13 protein-coding genes are annotated in these 21,563 nt (G+C 52.9%); 4 read left to right on the top strand and 9 right to left on the bottom strand.

Annotated elements, in window-relative coordinates:
- Positions 1-78: 78 nt before the first annotated feature.
- Complete coding sequence (locus ACL7TT_RS12885; RefSeq protein WP_413395933.1) at positions 79-3,285, bottom strand: DEAD/DEAH box helicase; 3,207 nt, start codon at positions 3,283-3,285, stop codon at positions 79-81.
- Positions 3,286-4,198: 913 nt separating this feature from the next.
- Between ACL7TT_RS12885 and ACL7TT_RS12890 the strand changes: the two genes are divergently transcribed.
- Positions 4,199-7,024, top strand: a complete 2,826-nt coding sequence (locus ACL7TT_RS12890) for a M16 family metallopeptidase (protein ID WP_413395935.1) — start codon at positions 4,199-4,201, stop codon at positions 7,022-7,024.
- Between the two features lie 244 nt (positions 7,025-7,268).
- Here the strand turns inward: ACL7TT_RS12890 and ACL7TT_RS12895 are convergent, their stop codons facing one another.
- Positions 7,269-8,045: a DUF2884 family protein gene (locus ACL7TT_RS12895; protein ID WP_413395937.1), complete on the bottom strand. Its 777-nt coding sequence runs from the start codon at positions 8,043-8,045 to the stop codon at positions 7,269-7,271.
- Positions 8,046-8,257: 212 nt separating this feature from the next.
- Between ACL7TT_RS12895 and ACL7TT_RS12900 the strand changes: the two genes are divergently transcribed.
- Complete coding sequence (locus ACL7TT_RS12900; RefSeq protein WP_413395939.1) at positions 8,258-10,651, top strand: zinc-dependent metalloprotease; 2,394 nt, start codon at positions 8,258-8,260, stop codon at positions 10,649-10,651.
- Positions 10,652-10,706: 55 nt separating this feature from the next.
- Here the strand turns inward: ACL7TT_RS12900 and ACL7TT_RS12905 are convergent, their stop codons facing one another.
- Positions 10,707-11,525 (bottom strand): transglutaminase domain-containing protein, encoded by an 819-nt coding sequence (locus ACL7TT_RS12905; protein WP_413395941.1) that lies wholly within the window; start codon positions 11,523-11,525, stop codon positions 10,707-10,709.
- 19 nt (positions 11,526-11,544) lie between these two features.
- A complete protein-coding gene (locus tag ACL7TT_RS12910) occupies positions 11,545-11,775 on the bottom strand; it encodes a DUF350 domain-containing protein (RefSeq protein ID WP_299947211.1) in 231 nt (76 codons plus the stop codon).
- 164 nt (positions 11,776-11,939) lie between these two features.
- Between ACL7TT_RS12910 and ACL7TT_RS12915 the strand changes: the two genes are divergently transcribed.
- On the top strand, positions 11,940-12,296 hold the full coding sequence (locus ACL7TT_RS12915; RefSeq protein ID WP_413395943.1) for a hypothetical protein: 357 nt from the start codon (positions 11,940-11,942) through the stop codon (positions 12,294-12,296).
- Positions 12,297-12,404: 108 nt separating this feature from the next.
- Here the strand turns inward: ACL7TT_RS12915 and ACL7TT_RS12920 are convergent, their stop codons facing one another.
- From ACL7TT_RS12920 to ACL7TT_RS12935, 4 genes are all read right to left on the bottom strand, one after another.
- Complete coding sequence (locus ACL7TT_RS12920; RefSeq protein WP_413395945.1) at positions 12,405-13,598, bottom strand: CaiB/BaiF CoA transferase family protein; 1,194 nt, start codon at positions 13,596-13,598, stop codon at positions 12,405-12,407.
- A 70-nt stretch (positions 13,599-13,668) separates the two neighbouring features.
- A complete protein-coding gene (locus ACL7TT_RS12925) occupies positions 13,669-14,817 on the bottom strand; it encodes an acyl-CoA dehydrogenase family protein (protein WP_413395947.1) in 1,149 nt (382 codons plus the stop codon).
- A 125-nt stretch (positions 14,818-14,942) separates the two neighbouring features.
- Positions 14,943-17,096 (bottom strand): 3-hydroxyacyl-CoA dehydrogenase NAD-binding domain-containing protein, encoded by a 2,154-nt coding sequence (locus tag ACL7TT_RS12930; protein ID WP_413395949.1) that lies wholly within the window; start codon positions 17,094-17,096, stop codon positions 14,943-14,945.
- A gap of 10 nt (positions 17,097-17,106) precedes the next feature.
- Positions 17,107-18,354, bottom strand: coding sequence for an acetyl-CoA C-acetyltransferase (locus tag ACL7TT_RS12935; RefSeq protein ID WP_459564495.1), 1,248 nt, complete (start codon positions 18,352-18,354; stop codon positions 17,107-17,109).
- Positions 18,355-18,697: 343 nt separating this feature from the next.
- Here ACL7TT_RS12935 and ACL7TT_RS12940 point away from each other — a divergent pair, with 343 nt between their 5' ends.
- Entirely contained in the window at positions 18,698-19,939 is a 1,242-nt protein-coding gene (locus ACL7TT_RS12940; protein ID WP_413395951.1) for an OmpA family protein, read from the top strand.
- Between the two features lie 347 nt (positions 19,940-20,286).
- Here ACL7TT_RS12940 and ACL7TT_RS12945 read toward each other — a convergent pair whose 3' ends face one another.
- Positions 20,287-21,222 carry a hypothetical protein gene (locus tag ACL7TT_RS12945; protein WP_413395953.1) on the bottom strand — a complete coding sequence of 312 codons (936 nt, stop codon included), beginning with the start codon at positions 21,220-21,222 and terminating at the stop codon, positions 20,287-20,289.
- Between the last annotated feature and the right edge of the window lie 341 nt (positions 21,223-21,563).

The following is a 21,563-nucleotide window of genomic DNA, read 5'->3' on the forward strand; positions in this document are numbered from 1 at the left end:
TTACTATCCCTCAGTTCATGCCACCTTTCACCGGTGTTGTAATATTAACCCTCGAAGTGTATGGGTTCTTCTAGCATGCTAACGAAAAAGGGCCAACCACTGTTCACTATCCATTTTTACAGTTCCATGATTTTTGCTATATACAGCATCGGCCAGGGCTTGCTTTTGCGCCTGTAATTCAAGAATTTTTTCCTCAACTGTATTTTCGCAAATGAGTTTATAGACAAAAACTGGCTTGTCCTGCCCGATACGATGGGCCCTGTCTGTGGCTTGATTTTCCATGGCTGGATTCCACCAGGGATCATAGTGGATGACAGTATCTGCTGCGGTTAAATTCAGTCCTACGCCTCCGGCCTTAAGGCTAATCAAGAATACGGGGATATCGCCATTTTGGAAGGTGTCGATAGCTTCCTGACGCCTGCGAGTCTGGCCGGTTAGTTTTGCGTATGGAATATTCGCCTGGTCGAGTTTTGATGCTATTTTTGCCAGCATTTCCGTGAATTGGGAGAATAATAGAATTTTACGCCCCTCTTCCACCATCTCCGGAAGTAGTTCCATGAGGGCTTCAAGTTTTGCTGATTGTTTCACTTTTTTGGCTTTTTCGAGTTTGACAAGCTGTGGGTCACAGCATGTTTGTCTCAACTTCAGTAGCGCATCCAGTATTTCTATCTGGGATCGATTTAGACCTTTTTGCTTCATCAAATCCCTCACCCGCTTCTCCATTGCTGCGCGTACTGTTTCGTAGAGAGCAGCCTGGTTTTTGCCAAAATTTACCCGATATATAATCTCTGTCTTTGCCGGCAATTCTTTTGCGACTTCCTGTTTCGTTCGGCGTAGCAAAAATGGAGAAATCCTGTGACAGAGTTGCCCCTGTTTTTCCTCACTTCTTTGCTTTTCAATCGGGGTTCTGTAGAGGGTGTTAAATTTTTTCCGGTTTTGTAGAAACCCTGGCATCAGAAAGTCAAAAAGTGACCAAAGCTCACCCAGATGATTTTCCAAAGGTGTTCCTGTCAGGCAAATCCGATGTTGTGCATTCAGGGTGCGAACAACCTGTGAGGCCTTGGATTTATAATTCTTGATTACCTGAGCTTCATCCAGAATAAGAATATGGAATTCTTGATTTCGGAAAATTTCTTCATCGCGAACAATGAGCGGATAAGTGGTAATAACCAAATTCGATTGCGGAATAAGGGTGTAGCTTTCGTGACGTTGGTTGCCATGCAATACAAGGACAGACAAATTGGGGGCAAAGCGTTCCGCTTCTTGATGCCAGTTTCCGAGCAGGCTGGTTGGTACAATCACCAGGGCGGGGCTTTTCAAGCGCCCGCCCTCCTTTTCTTTCAGTAGGTGGCCAAGTGTCTGCAGGGTTTTGCCCAGGCCCATATCATCGGCCAGAATACCGTTCATGTTTAACCTGCGCAGGTGCTGCAGCCAGTTTAAACCCGCTTGTTGGTAGGGACGTAATTGTGCGCGCAGGGTGCGTGGTGGTTTGATCGGTTGGGGCCCTTTATGCAGATGTCGGGCCATAGTCTTGAGATTATTGTTGCCACTCCAGGTAATCTCTTGTTCCGGCAGGTCTCCCACTGCATACTTGGGAATTCTGAGTCCATTGGATTCACTGTTATACCACTCCTCCAGTAGGGCGCTGAGATCCTTAAACAGCGTATTGGGGAGCCGGATATATTCACCGGAACCAAACGGGATCAGGGTTTCTTTTTTGGCGTGGGTTTCTGCACCCAGTTCCAGATAACCTATCAGCAGAGGGATCAGGGGAAGTGATTGTCCTTCAATATCAATTGTAACTCCCAGGGAGAACCAGTCATTGGACTCCTGTTCTGCTTCCCACCCCCATTCCTCAACAGTGTGAATTTTGAGAGAAAAGCTCTCTTCTACCTCAACCAACCAGCCTGAGGCTTTAAGCTCTGGAATGCCTTTCTGAATAAATTGGTGCCATTGTTCTATGGCTTTGATGGTGGAACCGCTGTTCAAAAATGTCAGAAACGGTTGGGCCGGCTGGTCGGAGTTAAAATGCCAAGGCCACTTGAACAGTGTCTGGGTGGCCTCTTCCTCCCGCATAAAATCCCGGTTTAGGCGGTACAATTGTCCCTGGTATTCTTGTAGCTCTGCTGTGACGGGCTGTTTGGAGAAAATTTCATCCCCTGACAGCGGAATAGGACCATAGAGCAGGCGAAAATCCGCGACATGGATGCGCTCGGTACTGTGTGGGAGTTGAACAGACTTAAGCGTTAGCGCCGGCCTTACCGCGTCATCAATGACATTAAGAGGCAGTGATTTTGGTATGGGCAGGGTGTTGACTCCGGCCAGATTCTGCAGATAAGGAAATGCCTTAGCCAGTGCGTCTTCCGGTACAGGGGGCATATTGACCAGTTTTTCGAGCGTCGCTCCACTAATAGAGGTGTTGATAAGACCAATTGTGTTCAAATTGGAATCAAAGTAACTGGGTGGATCAGTGGGAATCAGGTGCCAACCAGGCGCAAGTCCGTCAATAATGGGTTTCAATGCTGTGGCTGACCCGGCTGTGTCCCATTGCAATGCCAGTTCAACTGACTCGCCTTGCCGAATTGGAATCCGCTCTTCCATATTGTTAAACAGGCGCTGACTTTTTAACAATTGGTCAAGGAGCAAAGTGCCCTCTTTACCGCGAATCGATGATCGGGGGTTCAGCTCAGAGAGAAGCTTTAAAAACCCGATAATCCGTTTGTCAGCCTCGGAAAAAGACAAGTGATTTGCCCGGTAGATCTGCTCACGCTGTGACTTACCATAACCGCCTTTTTTTAATGGTCTTGCGGAATAGATATTTACACTGACATGTGGCGAATGGTACTGCTGATTCCAGTTGAGGGTATAAAGCAGGTGTTGATTGCTGGTGAGCCGATCTTCATATATGCGCTCTTCTTCCAAATTACCCCGCTGCCATTCTTGCCAGCGATCAAGAATAGAGATATTTCCGGTTACAACTTTGGGTATTGTATTTTCTTCCAGTAGGGTAAAAAGTACTGCGACAACATGTTTGCAATTATAACTGACAGGACAGGTACAGTCCCCAATAATCTTCGGCCCGTTATGTCGTTTACGGTTTACAATAGTGATATTCTGATCGTAGTTCCTGTTGCCAGAGCCGATCACGACGCCGTAAATTTTGTGAAAATCACGGGAGGCCTGGTACTTTTTAACTTTGCCACGTTGATGATAGGCTTTACCACGAATGAGGCTATTATCCGAAAACTGATTTTCAATATCTTCTAGGGAGAAAATGATATCCATGCGGGTGTCTTGCAAAAGGTGAGAGTTGAAACCAAATTTGGTATTTGAGATCTTGAGAAGAGGCAGTGTATGGGTTGATTTGTTGTTATCTCACAATCAATCGCCCAAGGAACAAGTTACGGTAAACAAGAATAACGCTATTGAGACGGTAGGTCGAGGGGCTTGGACTGATCCACTCACTGAGCTACTCCGCAGGGGATTGAAACGGGGTTGGCAGCAGCCCTGCCAAAACGCAGCTTGGCTGGTGCCGCCCTATGTGCAAAAGATCGGGACACTGGATGGAGTGTCATGACCTTATCTCCCGCTTTATGCGGCCTTGGCTGATTCCCAGTCCCTCCCTGTGAATCCAGCCGGAGCCAGATTGCCCTGGGATGCCCATTCTTTGGGCTGCTTCCGCCTGCGCCAGCCCGCATCAGGGATCAACTTGCCTTTGAATTGTCACCCTGATAAACGGCACACTTGCCACAGGCTCCGGTCACTCATTCGGTGCCAACGTATGGATTATAGAGATCTGTTTCCTATGTATTGCCCCGGCAATGACCGCGTTTTCCAAAGCGACAGGCGCTGTTGCAACAATCTGCCGGATATCAAAATTCTCCGTAAGACCCGCCGGGCGGGGCGCACGTCTAAATCAAGGGGTTGCCTTTGATCCCAGGCCAATGGGTTTGCCAAATGCTCCCAGAGCCTATATAACCCCTGAACCGGAAGACCAAAAGACAAGTGCCGCCTCCAAATACCAGCACAGATCAATGTGGAGTTTGACGCTGGGCTACCATGCCCAGAGATGGTAAGCAGTCTGGAAAAGCGATAAACACAACGGTCGTTTTCGGCTAACATTTTCCCGGTTGCTATTCCCGCGAGTACTCCCTGCCGGGAAAGTGACCATTTGAGGTTGCCCGACAAGGAAACTGATATGAAAACTGTACTCAAGCACAGTATCCCCCTGGCGCTATCGCTAGCTATTGCTGCCTGTGGTGAAGCGCCGCAAAACAGTGCAAGTTCACCCAAAGCCGAATCAACCCTGAATACGGCTGCGGCGAAAATGAGCCCTACAGAAGCACTGCAAATCCCATATGAAAGATTTACCTTGCCGAATGGTCTGCGCGTTATTGTGCACGAAGATCACAAGGCTCCGATTGTCTCCGTAGGTGTCTGGTATCACGTGGGCTCCAAAGACGAGAAACCCGGCCGCACGGGCTTTGCCCACCTGTTTGAACACCTGATGTTCAACGGCTCTGAAAACTACAACGACGAATATTTCAAGCCCTTCGAACTGGCCGGGGCTACCGGTATGAACGGTACCACCTGGCTGGACCGCACCAATTATTTTGAAACAGTGCCGAGCAACGCTCTGGATATGGCGCTGTGGATGGAGTCCGATCGTATGGGACACCTGCTCGGTGTGATAACCCAGGAAAAGCTGGATGAGCAGCGCGGCGTGGTTCAAAACGAAAAGCGCCAGGGGCAAAACCAGCCTTATGGCAAAGTCTGGGAGCGCATGCAGAAGGCTATTTTCCCAGCGGGTCACCCCTATTCCTGGAGCACGATCGGCTCTATGGCGGATCTTGAGGCCGCCACCCTGGAAGATGTCCACGAATGGTTTAAGCAGTATTACGGGGCCGCCAATACAGTTCTGGTGCTGGCGGGTGATATCGATCTTGACACCGCCAAAGAGAAGGCCAGCCAATATTTTGGTGATATTCCCGCCGGCCCACCCCTGATCAAGAAAAAAGCCTGGATTGCCAAACGCGACCAGTCGAGTCGCGAGCAGATGTATGATCGCGTGGCCCAGTCACGGCTCTACAAAGTCTGGAACACCCCCAATCTGACCCATGAGGACGCCAATGCCGTAGCGATGGCGGCTGCAGTGCTCGGCGACGGCAAGAACTCGCGGTTATACAAGCGCCTTGTCTATAAGGACCAGATTGCCACGGATGTCAGTGTGCCCTTGTACGAATTTGAACTCTCCTCAATTTTTCAAATCATCGCCAATGCAAAACCCGGCGTCGAACTGTCCGAAATAGAGGCAGCCATTGAAGAGGAACTGCAGCGTTTTCTCGAGGAGGGGCCAACGGCGGAGGAGCTGGCGCGTGTCAATATGAGCGCGTACGCCTCCTATGCCCGGGATCTGGAGCAGGTCGGCGGCTGGAGCGGCAAGGGCGTTATCCTGGCCCGCGGAGAGCTTTACCTGGACAACCCCACTGCCTACCTGGATGCGTTGAGCGTAAAGCAGGAAATTACCCCACAACAGGTACAGGTTGCCGCGCAGAAATGGCTGTCAAACGGTGACTACAATCTGGAAGTGCATCCCTTTGCCGAATATGCTGTGGCGAAGTCGGGCGCAGACAGGTCCAAGCTGCCGGAAACCGGCGATTTCCCCAGCGTGCCCTTTCCCAAAATACAAACTGCCGAGCTTTCCAACGGCCTGAAAGTGGTGCTGGCAGAACGCCATTCGGTACCGGTGGTGGATATGCGCCTGCAGTTCGATGCCGGTTATGCCGCTGACCAGGGGAATACACTGGGCACTTCCAGCTACGCCATGTCCATGCTGAAGGAGGGTACCAGCAACCTGAGCGCCCTGGAAATCAGTGCCAAAGAGGAGATGCTCGGGGCACATATCAGCACCTGGGCGGATATCGACTCCTCCACCGTGCGTCTCAATGCACTGAAAGCGAACCTGGACGATTCCATAGCACTGTTCGCCGATGTGGTTCTGCACCCGGCCTTCTCCGATGATGAAATCGAACGCAAGCGCGCACGTTGGATCGCCGCCATCCAACAAGAAAAAACCCGCCCGGTGGATATGGCTCTGCGCAGTCTGCCACCACTTCTATATGGCGAAAATCATGCCTATGGGGTACCTCTCACCGGTTCCGGTAGCGAGGCCTCTATCCAATCACTGGGACGCGACGATCTGGAGGGTTATCACCAGACCTGGATACGCCCGGACAATGCCACCCTGGTGGCTGTGGGGGATATTACCCTGGGCGAATTGACACAAAAACTGGAGCAGTATTTTGCCGACTGGCGTGCACCAGAGACCACACTGCCACAGAAGAACCTGGCTCAGGTGGCACACCCGGACAAGGCCAGCGTTTATCTGATCGATAAGCCCGGTGCCGAGCAGACCATGATAATCGGCGGCTTGCTGGCGCCATCTGAGAAAATCGCAGAGCGTGAAGCCCTGCATATGATGAATGACATTTTCGGCGGCACATTTACCGCGCGTATCAATATGAATCTGCGTGAGGACAAACATTGGGCTTATGGCGCCTATTCTTTTATGACCGGTGCCAAGGGACAGCAGCCGCTGATCGTCTACGCCCCGGTTCAGACCGACAAAACCAGTGAGTCCCTACAGGAGCTGCAAAAAGAGTTGCGTGCTTATACCCGCAGCAGGCCGGCGCAAGAGGAAGAGTTGCAGAAAGTCAAGGATAAACGTGTGAATGAGCTGCCCGGCCGTTTCGAGACCATCAATGCCGTGTCCAGCGCGGTCTCCAGCATGGTGACCTACGAGCGTCCTCTGGATTATATGGATAGTTATGCTGAGCAGATCCGCAGTGCAGATTTGGATTCTATCCACACCCTGGCTCGCGAGACGATTAAACCGGAGCAATTTATCTGGGTAATTGTCGGTGACAAGAGCAAAATCGAAAAGGGTATTCGCGATCTGGATATCGGTCCCATGATGGAACTGGATGTGGATGGCAAGCGCATCGACGAACTGGCTGCACAATAAGCTTCAAATGAAGAGCATAGCAGGCGGTCGAAAGGTGCCTTTGGAACTGTTTGACGGCCAGCTGTAACAAGCCACGTGAACCGGTGTATTTCTTGTGTTTGATGGGGAGATGCGCCGGTTGTTCAGCCCGGTATGCTGTTTGGTTGCCGGGTGACTGGTAACAGTCAGCGGGCCAAAGTTGGCATATCTGTGGATAAAAGCCAAAAAAAAGGCCGCATAGCGGCCGAGTTGGGGGGGATGAAATCTACTCTACCCTGACCAGGTCATAACTTGTGAGCGCAGGGATGGATTGGTGTACCTCCTGTTCCAGCCGGTCAATAGACGAGAGGGATGCACACAGCCGCTCGGCGTGTTGCTCAATTTGATTTGAACGCTGCTCCAGCATTTGTTCGGTCTTTTCAGTAATCTGCTTTTCAAGGCTGTGGCCACCGGTAAATACCGCTTTAATGGCGTGCCAGGCGATGGTTGTGGCGGATTCCCTGGCAAGTTGCTCTATGCGCGGTTCAAACTCCTCGGTTATTGTCTTATCAATGAAGTCCCCGATCTCGGAATATCCCAGTTGGTAGATTTCCCCCTCCCGATTGAGACGTTCCTCGGTGCGCTGCAGCAGTTCCTTGGAGAACTGCTGCAGTTCAAGATTGTCCGGGTGATCCGGGCCAGCCAGGGCAGCAATCGCCATGGACAGCCCGTCCATGGCGATATCCATGGCCTCCAGGGTGATCAGTAGTGTTTCCCGCCCAGCGCGGTGCAGCTGCCGGCGGTAGTCTTGCAACAGTTGCTGTTGTTGCTGGTTCAAGGGGACAGACTTTCCATCGACCAGCAGCTGGTTTGGAGTTGCGAAATGTACCAGTTGATAGTCGCTATCGGTGTTTTGTACCTCCAGGAAATCGGGGCCGACACGAACCGGATAGTGGAGCGATACTTTGCAGTTGTCCCCAGTGATTCCAGAGACATCGTGGCCTATGGCCTGGTTTGCGCTCCCGAGCCCGATAAGTACTGAAATACCGAGTGGTTTCCACATGGAGTTTGTTCCTGTTTTTGTCGTCTTCTTCCTATGACGCAATCTGTGCAGGCAATGGATGCAGTGTGGCGAAGAAATATTGGCGGTTATTTTTTGTGCAGAGAGTGGACCTTTTTACCCAGGGGGTCAATGCGCATCTTGACGCTGACCGGAGTGCGGCAGGTAACATGGCCATGGCTGTTTTATAACGTAAATAAGATTGGGGGCAACCAATGTCTTTGAGTAGACCGTTGGCGGTGCTGTGGCTGGTGCTATTTGGGGCAGTGGCACAGGCCGGAGGCATCGTCGAATACACAGTGGATATGCACAAGCGCAGTGGCTATCACGATTTCTATTGGGATGAAAGCAGTGGCCGGATACTGCTGGAAATTGACGCATTTGATCGTGAGCTGCTGCTCCTCACCGGCCTGGCCCAGGGGCTGGGTTCCAACCCGGTAGGATTGGACCGCAACCAGATTGGAGAGAGCCGCCTGGTAAAATTCCAGCGTGCGGGAAACAAGGTGCTTCTGCACCAAGTGAATATGCACTATCGCGCAGAGTCGGAAAACCCGGCTGAGCGTCGCGCGGTACAGGAGGCCTTTGCTTCCTCGATACTCTGGGGTTTCGAAATTCTGGCACAGGGAGAGGGCCGTGCGCTGGTGGATTTCACCCCCTTTCTGCTCAGCGACCAGCACGGTATCGGATTGCGGCTCAAGCAGGCAAAACAGGGCAACTATACGGTGGATAAGTCCAAATCGGCCGTTTACCTTGCGCGCACCAAAAACTTCCCCAACAACAGCGAGTTCGAAGCACAGCTGACGTTCACAGGCACGGAACCGGGCAAGCAACTGCGCGAGGTCGTGCCGACCCCGACTTTGGTATCCCTGCGTCAGCATATTTCTTTGATCGAACTGCCGGATAATGACTACCAACCGCGCCGCTTCCACAGCCGCAGTGGCTACTTTCCCTTCGTTTACCGGAATTACGCCACCGCAATCGATCAGCCCCTGGACCAGCGTTTGATCTATCGCCATCGTCTGCAGAAGAAACCCGGCAGTGATGAGGTGGTGGAGCCGATTGTTTACTACGTGGACTCCGGAGTTCCCGAGCCGGTGCGCAGCGCCCTGGTTGAAGGGGCCAGTTGGTGGAATCAGGCATTTACCGCAGCCGGCTATAAAAATGCATTCCGCGTGGCCATTCTGCCGGAGAATGTCGATCCGCTGGATGTGCGCTACAACGTGATTAACTGGGTACACCGTGCCACCCGTGGCTGGTCCTACGGTTACTCGGTAACTGATCCCCGCACCGGGGAGATTCTCAAAGGAAACGTGACACTGGGCTCCCTGCGTGTACGTCAGGACTTCCTGATCGCTCAGGGCTTGCTGCAGCCCTACGGCGATCGACCGGCGGATACCGGGGCCCTGAAAGCCCTGGCCCTGGCCCGTATCCGCCAGCTGTCCGCCCACGAAGTCGGCCATACCCTTGGGCTTGCGCACAATTTTGCCGCGAGTGGTGGAGGGCGCGCTTCGGTAATGGATTATCCGGCGCCGTTAGTCTCCCTGCATGGGGAACAGTTGCGGCTGTCTGATGCCTATGCCACCGGCATCGGCGCTTGGGACAAACTGGCCATTCAATATGGTTATGGCGATGGGGATGATGAGCGGGCGTTTTTGCAGTCCATTATCGCCGAGGCTCGGGCGCAAAAGCTGCGCTTTATATCCGACCCCGATTCCCGCACCATCAATAATGCCCATGCGGTGTCCCATTTATGGGATAACGGCAATGATCCTCTGGCGGAGTTTGTGCGTATGCTGGAGTTGCGTCGCCATGCTCTGGATAACTTTTCTATCGCTGCGAACCCCAAATCCGCCCCCCGCTCGGATCTGGAGGAGACTCTGGTACCGGTTTATTATGGGCACCGCTACCAGGCGGAAGCGGTGGGTAAACTGATCGGCGGCCTGGATTACGATTACCTGTACAACGATGCTGAACAGAACAGCTATACCCTGGTGCCCGCTGAGCGTCAGCAGCAGGCCATCACTGCACTGCTGGGGACGCTCTCCCCCGATTTCCTGGCATTGCCGGAACAGGTCTTGCAAATGATCCCGCCAAAGTCCTACGGCTACAGTCGCACAGGAGAGAGTTTTCCCGCATACACCGGTGTGGCTTTCGACGCGGTGGCCCTCGGTGAAGCGGCAGCAAATCACACCCTGTCCATCCTGATGAACCCCCAGCGGGCAGCGCGTATGAATCAGCAAAGCGCGCGCAGCAGTGAAATTCCCGGCTTCGATACACTGCTGTCCCAACTTACCGCGATGGCCCTCGACAGCGCGCACTATTCCGGATTGCAGGCCGAAATCCACCAGCGTGTAAACCACACCTATATCCAGCGTCTAATGCTCTTGGCTTCCGATAACAGCGCCGCCGAATCGGTGCGGGCCAAGGCGCATTTGCAACTGGCCAAATTCCAGCTGGCATTGGGTACAAAGAGGCTGTTTGGTGAGGACCCCCAGGGATATAGTGCCCACTACTATTTTCAGGCGAAACGTATAGAGGCGTTTATCAGCGGCGAACTGGAGGTCAAGGCGGGGGATATCAAGGCGATGCCGCCGGGCTCTCCGATCTGATAAGTGTGTTCTGTGCAGGTGTAATAGACTGTTACTGTCAGTTCCGTCTGCCGGATCAACTGCGGATAAACTGAGACTTTTTAATCCAGTGACTGCCGCGATATTTACGGGTGGGCACTGGGCGGCGCTTGGCCCAAAAGAAATGCCGGTTGAATTGAAATTCCACCTTGTACCCTTCCGCCAGCGCAGCCAGGGGCATGGCTTGCCAGCTGGCCTGGCGCCGCTTGCTGGTGGCCTCAAGCAAGTACTCTTGGTTATCCACAATGGCGACTACCCAGGCGTGTCCCTGGCCCTTGTGGGTACCCAGTGCGACCCGCGCATCCACCCCCAATTCAATCAGCCAGTCGGCCAGAAGAATGGCGTGGTCCTCACAATCCCCCCGCTTTTGGTAATAGGCCTGACGCGATGTCTGCCAGATATCAGACAGGCCTGCGTACTGTAGATGGTCGTATTGGTACTCTTTGTTCATTGCCAGAATATAGAGCGGTACCCACAGCTGTCTGGTTTCAAATGGCTTGAAACCCACCAGATAGCTGCTGGCAAAGTGATGCAGCTGATCGAGCCCCCGCGCAGAGGCGGTTGCCGCTTCGATGCCCTGCCAGTTCCATACGGAGACATGGGCGCTTTCCTCCAGAGTGCGCTTGGCCACCACACCTTGAATAGCCTCCTCGGATAGAGACTGGCTACTGCCTGTCACACGCACAACGCCGTGCTGGCGGTCCTGTTTCAGAGGCTTGGTGTCTGTATTGGCACTTGAAATCCGGATTTTTGCATTTAGTGACGCCTCCTGTGCAAACTTGGCTGCAGTGCCATGTAAAGTGTTGCGCAGTATCTCGGGTGCCATCAGTGCCAGGGAAAGTGCAAGAAGCAGCATTGTCCATTTGCGCACTGTGCTAGCCTTTCAGTCCGAAAGAAATAATGATGGCAACAAAAATCAATATTGTGGAGGCAAAAATAGAGACCGCAATATTGCCGTTTTTTAACTCACCCTCAATATCCACGGTACGCAACAGCTTTTTATCAATGGTTACTAATGCGGCGATACCAATAAACAGCGCAATCAGGGTATAGAGCAGGTTGATACCAAAATTGAAAAAAGTTGCGGTAATAAATTCCAATTGCATAGTGTCACTTGTGTGTAATTAGGTTGATAGTCCCAAATTTACTATTTAGTCAAAATCCGGGTCGGGCTCAGAATAAGCGCAAAGAATACCATATTGAAAAGGATTTTATTAACTTGCTATGCTGTAGAAATCGAAACCGCTTTTTATCCTGAGTTGGGGGAAAAATGCGTTTAATTTTTGTGCTGGGGCTATTGGTGATCCTGTTGTTTACAACTGCCTGTGCGGAACGGGTAGAAGTGCCGCCGGCACATGTCGGTAAGGTACTCACCCAGAACGGCTACAAACCGGAAGTCGTACCGCCTTCGAAGTTCCGCCTGGATATGTGCCTTTTATATTGTGACAAACTGGTTACGCTGCCCATTGCAGACTTTGTTCACCTGGAGAGGCTCAAGGTCTTTATGCCTAAAGACCAGCGCAATATGAGCTTTGATGTGCGTATGACAGGCGCTATCAGTAGTGGGGTTATTGATCATGCCGTTTTTGGTAATCAGGTGAAACAAGCGGCAGGGAAAAAGCGATAACCCCTGTGTGAACAGAGAAAGGTGTTTATGGATTTGAATCAGACTCAAAAACCCAATAAGGGCGCACGAGTCACTTTGTGGTGAGTGGGGTCATGATCCTTAATAACCTCAGGCAATAATCCCTTGTGCGTATATTTGTTCAATCTCGCCGGAACTGAAACCCAGTGACTGAAGCACGCTGCGACTGTGCTCGCCGAGAGAGGCGCCAGCCTTGTGCTGCTGGTTTTTCACACCCTCAAAGCGGAAAGGTGTATTCACCTGCTTCAGTATTTCGCCCCGGGAGGTTGTGGCAGTACAGAGCATCTGCCGCTCCTGCATCAGCCTGCTGTCCGCCGCCTCATTGAAACTCAGCACCGGTTCGACACAGGCATCACAGTCTGCGAACGCCTCTGCCCACTCTTCCAGGGTGCGCTTGCGCACAACCCCGGCAATGTCCTCTTTGAGCCGTTCCTGCTGATCGTCTTCGAGCACCCGGTTCATCCACTGGGGGTGGCCAATGCGCCGGAAGAGAGTTTCGGCGAACTGGGGTTCCAGGCTGCCCACGGCCAGGTAGCGATCATCTGCGGTGCGATAGTAGTCGTAATAGCTGCCCCCATTAAGCAACTCCATTTCCATCTGTGGACTCCGGCCTACAGTCAGAGCACTCGCGCCGCAGAGGGTATTCAGGGAAAAGGCGCAGTCGGTCATGCTGATGTCTATTTCACAGCCGTTGCCGGTCTGCAGGCGCTGATATACGGCGGCGAGTATCGCCATGACCGCATGGTGCGAGCCCCCGGCGAGATCGGCAATCTGTGTGCCACTGAGACTCGGACCGCTGCGGCGGCGGCCGGAGTAGCTGGCCAGACCGGATAGTGCCAGGTAGTTGATATCGTGCCCGGCGCGCTGCTTGAACGGACCATTCTGGCCGTAGCCGGTAATGGAGCAGTAGATAATGTCCGGGCGTATCTGGCAGAGCGATTTGTACCCGAATCCCAGCTTATTCATCACCTCCGGTCTGAATTGTTCGATGACAATGTCGTAATCTCCCAGGAGTCGTCGGACAATCTCCTTCGCGCCGGGATTTTTCAGGTCTAGGGCCAGAGACTTTTTATTGCGGTTTATGGTGGCATGGGCTGCTGAGACCGCTTCCCCAGCGCCCACCAGGGGGGGGAGACCACGCAATATGTCCGGGCGTGTCGGGGACTCAATGCGCAGCACTTCCGCGCCCATATCCGCCAGCAGCATGGTGGCGTAGGGGCCGGGAAGCAGGGTCGAGAAGTCGAGGACTCTTAATCCATCGAGCGGACCTTTATCGCGATTCATACTCTCCACTGCAATCTGTCTTGCGACAACAAAAATGGAATCCGAAATAATGTATCCGGGTCTGTCCGGATCAGGTGTCCCCGAAGAGTTCGCGGGAGATAATCAGCTTCATGATTTCATTGGTGCCGGCGTAGATGCGCTGAACACGGGCGTCTGCCCAGGCGCGCGCAATGGGGTATTCCCACATATAGCCGAAGCCGCCGTGGAGCTGGACGCATTCGTCAAGGAGCTTGCACTGGAAGTCGGTGCTGAGCAACTTGGCCTTGGCCGCAGTGGCGACATCGAGTTTCTTTTCGTAGTGCAGCTCCAGGCAGCGGTCCACGAATACCCGCAGTGCCGTCAATTCACTGTCCAGTTCGGCCAGCTTGAACTGGGTGTTCTGGAAGGCGGAAATGGCTTTGCCGAAGGCTCTGCGCTCGCGCACATAGTCCAGGGTCCACTGGAGGGCAGCCTCGGCGTTGGCCAACGCAAAGATGGCGACACTGAGGCGCTCCTGGGGCAGTTCCTGCATCAGGTAGACAAAACCCTGCCCCTCTACACCGAGCAGGTTTTCCTCCGGCACCTTGACGTTGTCAAAGAAAAGCTCCGAGGTATCCTGGGCTTTCATGCCGACTTTCTCCAGGTTGGTGCCTTTTTGGAAACCGGGTGAATTCGCTTCCACGAGCAGCAGGCTGACCCCCGAGGCCCCTTCACTGGGATTTGTTTTTACCACTACAATCACCAGATCGGCCTGCTGTCCATTGGTGATAAAGGTTTTGGAACCATTGAGCATGTAGTGGTCGTTGTATTTGATGGCCGTTGTTCTGACACTTTGCAGGTCGGAGCCGGCACCGGGTTCGCTCATGGCGATCGCGGTGACAATTTCACCACTGATACATTTGGGCAGGTATTTTCTTTTTTGCGCTTCAGAACCGTATCGGATGATATAGGGCACAGCGATATTGGAATGCAGACCCCAGCCGATGCCGGAAAGGCCGGCGCGGGCAACTTCCTCGTCGATTATGGAATTGTAGCCGTAATCCAGTGCCAGGCCGCCATAGGCTTCAGGTACCTGCGGGCACAAAAACCCCATTTCACCGGCCTTGTTCCACAGGGCACGGTCTACCTGACCGTCTTTTTCCCACTGGCTGTGGAAGGGTTCGGCTTCATTTTCGAGGAATTTGCGCACGGTATTGCGAAACTGTTCGTGTTCCCCATTGAAAACTGTTCTCGGTATCATCGCTAACGCCACCATGTATTGTTATTATCTGAAACGGTGAATTCATGGACTCACCACCGGATACTTTTAAGTGTGAACCACCCGTAAAATTTTCGGTATCCACCCATGAAATAGGGTTGGAAAAACTATTTATCTGTCAGCAGTTGCTTTGACGTCATCAGCTGAAGCAGCAACGCCGGCGGGGAAAACCTGTCGCCATAGGCCCTGGCCAGTTGTTGGGCGCGCTGAACAAAGGCGGTAATCCCGTATTGATTGATATACTGCAGGGCACCACCGGTCCAGGGTGGGAAGCCAATACCAAAGATAGAGCCGATGTTGGCATCCCGCACACTGCGCAGTATATTTTCCTCATAGCAACGCAGTGTTTCTATAGCCATGATAAACAGCAGGCGCTCTTTCACATCTGCCATTGACAGCTGCCTGGTCTGGGGAAATGCCTTTTGCAGACCGGGCCAAAGGTGCTTTCTGCCAGTTTCAGGATAGCTATAGAAGCCGCCGCCCGCAGCCTTGCCGGCACGCCCCAACGCCAGCATATGATCTATCGCGCTATCGGCCGGATGCGTGGATATTGCTTTGCCTTCACGCAGTAGGTCGTTGGTGGTCTGCTGGCGAATCTTCTCCATCAGGGTCAGGGAAACTTCATCACTCACTGCCAGCGGTCCTACCGGAAAGCCCGCCAGGGCTGCGGCATTTTCGATGCTGGCCGGATTGACGCCTTCGCTGAGCATACCGATGCCCTCGTTGGTGAAGCAGCCGAATACCCTGGAAGTGAAAAACCCGCGACTGTCGTTGACAACGATGGGTGTCTTACCGATTTGCAGCACAAAGGCGAAGGCCTGGGCCAGGGTCCATGCATTGGTTTCCCCGCCGCAAATAATCTCCACCAGGGGCATTTTGTCAGCGGGAGAAAAGAAGTGCATGCCGATAAAGTTGTCGGGACGCGAAGTCGCTTTGGCCAGGCCGGTGATCGGCAGGGTAGAGGTATTGGAGGCAAAAATGACCCCGTCGCCCAGTTGGGCCTCGGCCTCAGCAGTGACTTTGCCCTTGAGTGCCCGATCTTCGAAAACCGCCTCAATCACCAGTTCACAACCGGCCAGGTCAGCAGCACTGTCGGTGGCCTGGATACGGGATAATACCGACTGCATATGGGCCTCGTCAGTTTGACCGCGCTGCAGGCGTTTTTGCAGAGATTTTTCTGCATACGCTTTGCCTTTCAGTGCCGCCTCCATGGAGACATCCTTGAGCACCACCTCAACCCCTTTATTGGCACAGGTGTAGGCGATTGCAGAGCCCATCATGCCTGCGCCGAGAATACCGATTTTGTGGATTGGGGCCGTTTCCATTTGGCGGGCTTTCTGGGGCAGAGAGGCACCGGCTTTCAGTGCGTTGAGGGCAAACCAAAAGGTGCCGATCATGTTTTTTGCTACCTGCCCGCAGGCCAGGTCGACAAAATAGCGGGACTCGATACGGGTGGCAGTCTCGAAATCCACCTGAGCCCCCTCTACCACAGTTGCCAGAATCGCCTCGGGAGCGGGCAGGCATCCTTTGGTCTTTTTCTCCAGCATGGCGGGGGCTATCACCAGCAGTTGCGCATTTTGGGGGTCACTGGCATCCCCGCCAGGCATGCGGAAATCGGGCTGGTCCCAGGGCTGTAAAACAGGGTGATTACTGTTGCTCAGGATAAATGCCCGTGCCAGGGTCAACAGCTCCTCTGCATCGCTGGCGATCTGTTGGATAAGACCGGACTTCAGAGCCTGCTCGGCGTGCACCCGCTTGCCTTCGAGTAAAAAGGGCAGGGCGTTTTGGATACCGAGCAGGCGTGGCATACGCTCGCAGCCGCCGCCGCCGGGCAGCAGGCCCAGGGTAACTTCCGGTAACCCGATCTTGACTGAAGGTGCGTTCAGGGCGATGCGCTGGTGGCAGCTGAGCGCGATCTCCCAGCCGCCGCCGAGGGCTGCGCCGTTGATTGCCGCGACCACGGGTTTCCCCTGGGTTTCCAGCCAGCGCAGATTGGCCTTGAGGGATTCGCAGGAAGCAAAGAAAGCTTCGGCTTCATTTTTGTGCGCTGCATAGAGAGAATTGAGATCGCCGCCGGCAAAAAATGTCTTTTTGGCCGAACGCACAATAATGCCCGCATAGTCTTCTCGTTTCAGCTGTTCAACAGCGCCCTGCAGGGCGTTGGTAAAATCCCGGTCCATCACATTTGCCGAGGCGTTGGGATTGTCCATCATCAGATGGACAATATTGTCCTCATCTTTTTCCAGGTGAATGGATTTCATGATTTTCCCCCTACACCCGTTCAATAATGGTTGCAACACCCATACCGCCACCCACACATAGCGTTACCAGGCCGTAACGCAGTTTCCGCAGCTCCAATTCATCCAATACCGTGCCTATCAGCATGGCGCCAGTTGCGCCCAGGGGGTGGCCCATGGCGATGGCGCCGCCATTAACATTCAGCTTTTGCGGATCGATATCCAGTTCGCACTGAAAACGCAGAACCACCGCCGCAAAGGCTTCGTTGACCTCGTACAGATCGATATCCTGGACGGTCAACCCGGCGGATTTCAGGGCTTTGCGCGCAGCCGGTGCGGGTCCGGTTAACATAATGGTGGGTTCGGTGCCGACAACTGCGGCGGAGACGATGCGCGCGCGCGGTTTCAGGCCCTGATCGCGCCCGGCCTGCTCGCTGCCCACCAAAATGGCTGCGGCGCCATCGACGATACCGGAGGAGTTGCCGGCGGTGTGGACATGGTGGATATTTTCCACCTGGGGGTAGCGGGAAATGGCAACACTGTCGAAACACAGGTCTCCCAGACCGGCGAATGCGGGCTTCAGGCCCGCCAGTGCTTCTATGGAGGCATCCGGGCGCACCAGCTCGTCGCGGTTGAGGATTGGTAAGCTGTTCTGGTCCCGTACGGGCACGATCGATTCGGTAAAAGCGCCACGCTCCCAGGCCGCCGCTGCCTTTCGCTGGGATGTCAGGGCAAAGCGATCCACATCCTCGCGTGAGAAATCGCCCAGGGTGGCAATCAGGTCGGCACCGATTCCCTGGGGAACAAAGCCGGTATCTATGGCTGTGCGCGGGTCCATGGCCCAGGCGCCGCCGTCGGAACCCATGGGTACCCGCGACATGGATTCCACCCCGCCGGCCACGATCAGGTGCTCCCAACCGGAGCGCACCTTGGCAGCGGCCAGATTGACGGATTCGGCGCCTGAGGCGCAGAAGCGGTTGAGGGTGACCCCACCGATATCCCAGTCCCAGCCCGCGGCCAGCGTCGCAATTTTGGCGATATCCGCACCCTGCCCGCCAATGGGTGTGACACATCCCATTACCACATCATCGATACTGGCGGTATCCAGGGCATTGCGCGCTTGCAATGTGCACAGTAAATCGGAGAGCAGGGTGATGGGCTTGACTTCGTACAGGGCGCCACCGGGTTTTCCCTTCCCCCTGGGGGTGCGGATGGCATCGTAAATATACGCTTCGGTGGGCACGGTTTGGGCCTCTCTATTCCGGATTGCGGGTATAACCATAAGTGTGTGCGCCGTTGGTGCAATGATAAAAGACGCCAGCAGAGGTGACGCGGATGTCGGTTGTAAAAATTCATCAGGTGAAGATTTACCGGGGCGGTTATTCCAATTCAACCTAACTGGGCAACCGGGCTGCCGTACACTCCAAAAAGCACCTTGTTTTTTTATTGTCGGCCAAGCATTTTTGGCGGATAAATTAGCGATGCGAGAAAAATGTTTCCCCCGGTGCAGTTGTTGGCTCTTAAAATACACGATAACTATTCAATCTGTGCATATTTTCTCGTCTGGGATCGATAAGGCGTGAAACGCTTCTGACAGTGAGACAAGCAGGCAGGGAGGTTTGGTTATGGCGGAAAATCTACTGGATCTGGCGGCGGGCACACTGGGCACTGCAGGTATTGACTCCCTGGCTCAGGCACTGGGAATTCCGACAGAAAAAAGCCAGGCTGCCCTGGACACCGGCCTCGCAACGGTTTTGGCTGGAATGCTGAACAGGGCCAGTAGCAAGACCGGTATGGGTTACCTGTTCAATATGATCAGCGACGCCGGCGGGCCGGACTTGTCCTCTCTGTCAGAGAGTTTTGTAGAGCAGGAAAAATTTGAGGCCATTCAGAAAAATGGCGCAGAAATGCTGCAGGAGGTTTTTGGTAACCGAACCGAGGCGGCGGCGAAATTGACCGCTACGGCATTGCATGGCAGGAACGGCAATACACTCCTCAATGCGACAGCAGTGCTGGCAACCTCCTTGCTGGGTGAGCAAGTGAAAACGCACAAAATGGATCTTTCTGACCTGGCCTCCTTTCTTATCGGACAGCGGGAATTCATTCGGGATAAAATACCCGAAGGGCTTTTAAAAGCCCTTGATGTATCGAATTTTGACAAGTTGGGCGCATCCCTGGTGACGCATGGTCATGCTAAGCCCCAGGAGCCACGCCCCGAGGCTTTGCACAGCTCCGGAAAAAAGCGCAAGCCAGTGAGTTTCAGTAGCTGGTTTTTTCCATTGCTGGTGGTACTGTTTGTGCTGTATGCGCTAAATATGTGCATGAAGAAAGGGAAAAATGAAATGGCGGGGCAGGAACCCTCCATGACATCAGAGGAATCCGCCTTTATGGAGTCCCCCTCGGAGCTGGCGGGAGACTCCCCTTTGGCAAATGGCGAAGTTCAGGTAAGCCCGGGATCGGATTATTTTGCCAGCAAGCTGCGCAACTATCTGAAAAGCAGTGCCCGAGACCCGAACCGGGAATTCCCCATGCAGGTGAAATTTCAGGCGCGCACGGCCAGAATTATCAATCCCTCGGCGCCGGATATTGACGCCCTCGCAAAGATACTGCAGGAGAATCCCAAGGTTACAATTGCCATAGAGGGTCACGTGAAAGGCCAGGGCGATGAGATTGCGGAGCAGGAAACTTCGCAGGAACGCGCGGATGTGGTGCGTGGAATTTTGTTGCAAAGAGGTATCACTGCTAACCGTATCACGGCCATTGGCATGGGCTCGGCCAAGCCGGTGGCAGAAGATATGGTCGGTGGGGAGAAAAATCAGCCATTAAAGAATCCGCAGATCAGCGTAAGGGTGGTGACTTTTCAGTAGTGACGGTTTGACCAAGGGGAGCATATTCTGTTTGGGTGGCACGCTAAAAAATTGGTGCAACGTAAGCGGCAGGTAAATAATATTATCCCGCCTATCAGTACCATATACCATTATTTTTCCCGCACTTACTTTCGGGTCGGAAGGAAAGAGTACCTCTCTCCCAGGATGCGCTGTGATTACATCCCGGTACGCTCGTAATCAGCATCCATGCCTCATATGATCCTGGCAGGGGGATATTCCTTCCCCCGGTCTTACTAGTATATACAGTGCTTGGTAGCTGGTCGGATACGGAACAGTGTGTCAGTGAAACGGCCATCCAAAATCCGCGTAGAATGCCTTATCGTTTATTAGAGGTTTTTTTGTACGAATTCCAGAAATTCTTGATGAATTTTTCCATTGGTTCCGTGGCCTATTCCCTGAAAAGTGCGAAATAGCACATCTGCTTCACTATCAATATAATGTTTTTGACTGTTTAGCCAGCGTTCAGGTTGCATGTTCTTTCCAGTTGTACTGTGGATAATTACTCTTTCAGATTCAGAATAGGCATCATCATATGCAACAGCATCATTGGTGTCTTGCTCGCCCATAAAAAGGAATTGGTGAATGCGCAACCATGCTGTTCTGTTAAAAGGTTTGTCGGCTATGTCTTCAAAATCATTTATTCCTAACGGGTAGTTTAATTTATGTTCCCCTATTGCGCTTAAAGGTAACATTAGAGTGCCATTTAATCCGCCGGCAACAACTATTGCAATTTTTTCAGGGTGTAACACAGAAAAACGATTTGCAAATGTTCCCGATGCAGAAAATCCGGTTAAAATAATGTTATCACCAACATTGACTGATCGCTTATGGAGTCTTTTTTTTGCATCCTCAATCATTGCTAGCAGTTGAAGATCTATTCTTTTTATAGTACTGGCGTCTTCAAGCATGGTATCCCGGTCAAGAGCGTGTGTATAATTCTCCCATTGGGACTCTGAGCGGGGGAGCACTGGCATCAATATTGGGAGTGATAGCCTCTTGGATAGCCAGGGGCCGACTGCATTTCCGGTTATGGCATCTTTCACAGCCGCATAATGAATTGAGAAGTCATCGGAAACTTTTCCGGTATTATTTGTTTCGACTATAAGACGAAGACGATCGCCAGACGGCAAATTTTCAGGCAGTTTGATTAGATACGGAAAATTGAAACCTTTCTCGGGGCTTGCCGGAACCTCTATTATTGTATCTGCATCACAAACCTGCATTACCGCAATCAAAAGTAAAGTGGTTGCTATCTTGTGCATACTAAGTCTCCAAAACCCAACTTAGAATAGGTGGTATTTTATTGTGAAGGTTGTGGCAGAAATCTCTACAGATTTTCCTGCTATAGCCAGAATGAGTGAGGGGCTATACAATGTCAAATTCGTGCAGGTTTGGGTGCGCTTGTACCTTGGATAAGTCCGATTTTGAATGGTGGCACTAAAGCGCTATTCGGATTGCCTGGATACCGCAAGAGCCCTTTAACATTTTCCGAGTTGCCCACTCTATTAAGGAAATGCGTCCGACTCCCGCTGGTATGGACCAGGGAAATAAAAGCGATTCTACCCAGTTGTGTCGGCATGCCCAATCAAAAGTCATAATAGGT

The sequence above is a fragment of the Microbulbifer jejuensis genome, assembly GCF_047289955.1.
Taxonomy (GTDB): Bacteria; Pseudomonadota; Gammaproteobacteria; order Pseudomonadales; family Cellvibrionaceae; genus Microbulbifer.

Bases quoted from the DNA above. Each gene is read 5' to 3' on its own strand.
- ACL7TT_RS12885 (WP_413395933.1), bottom strand. From the start codon at position 3,285: ATGGATATCATTTTCTCCCTAGAAGATATTGAAAATCAGTTTTCGGAT.
- ACL7TT_RS12890 (WP_413395935.1), top strand. From the start codon at position 4,199: ATGAAAACTGTACTCAAGCACAGTATCCCCCTGGCGCTATCGCTAGCT.
- ACL7TT_RS12895 (WP_413395937.1), bottom strand. From the start codon at position 8,045: ATGTGGAAACCACTCGGTATTTCAGTACTTATCGGGCTCGGGAGCGCA.
- ACL7TT_RS12900 (WP_413395939.1), top strand. From the start codon at position 8,258: ATGTCTTTGAGTAGACCGTTGGCGGTGCTGTGGCTGGTGCTATTTGGG.
- ACL7TT_RS12905 (WP_413395941.1), bottom strand. From the start codon at position 11,525: ATGCTGCTTCTTGCACTTTCCCTGGCACTGATGGCACCCGAGATACTG.
- ACL7TT_RS12910 (WP_299947211.1), bottom strand. From the start codon at position 11,775: ATGCAATTGGAATTTATTACCGCAACTTTTTTCAATTTTGGTATCAAC.
- ACL7TT_RS12915 (WP_413395943.1), top strand. From the start codon at position 11,940: ATGCGTTTAATTTTTGTGCTGGGGCTATTGGTGATCCTGTTGTTTACA.
- ACL7TT_RS12920 (WP_413395945.1), bottom strand. From the start codon at position 13,598: ATGAATCGCGATAAAGGTCCGCTCGATGGATTAAGAGTCCTCGACTTC.
- ACL7TT_RS12925 (WP_413395947.1), bottom strand. From the start codon at position 14,817: ATGATACCGAGAACAGTTTTCAATGGGGAACACGAACAGTTTCGCAAT.
- ACL7TT_RS12930 (WP_413395949.1), bottom strand. From the start codon at position 17,096: ATGAAATCCATTCACCTGGAAAAAGATGAGGACAATATTGTCCATCTG.
- ACL7TT_RS12935 (WP_459564495.1), bottom strand. From the start codon at position 18,354: ATGGTTATACCCGCAATCCGGAATAGAGAGGCCCAAACCGTGCCCACC.
- ACL7TT_RS12940 (WP_413395951.1), top strand. From the start codon at position 18,698: ATGGCGGAAAATCTACTGGATCTGGCGGCGGGCACACTGGGCACTGCA.
- ACL7TT_RS12945 (WP_413395953.1), bottom strand. From the start codon at position 21,222: ATGCACAAGATAGCAACCACTTTACTTTTGATTGCGGTAATGCAGGTT.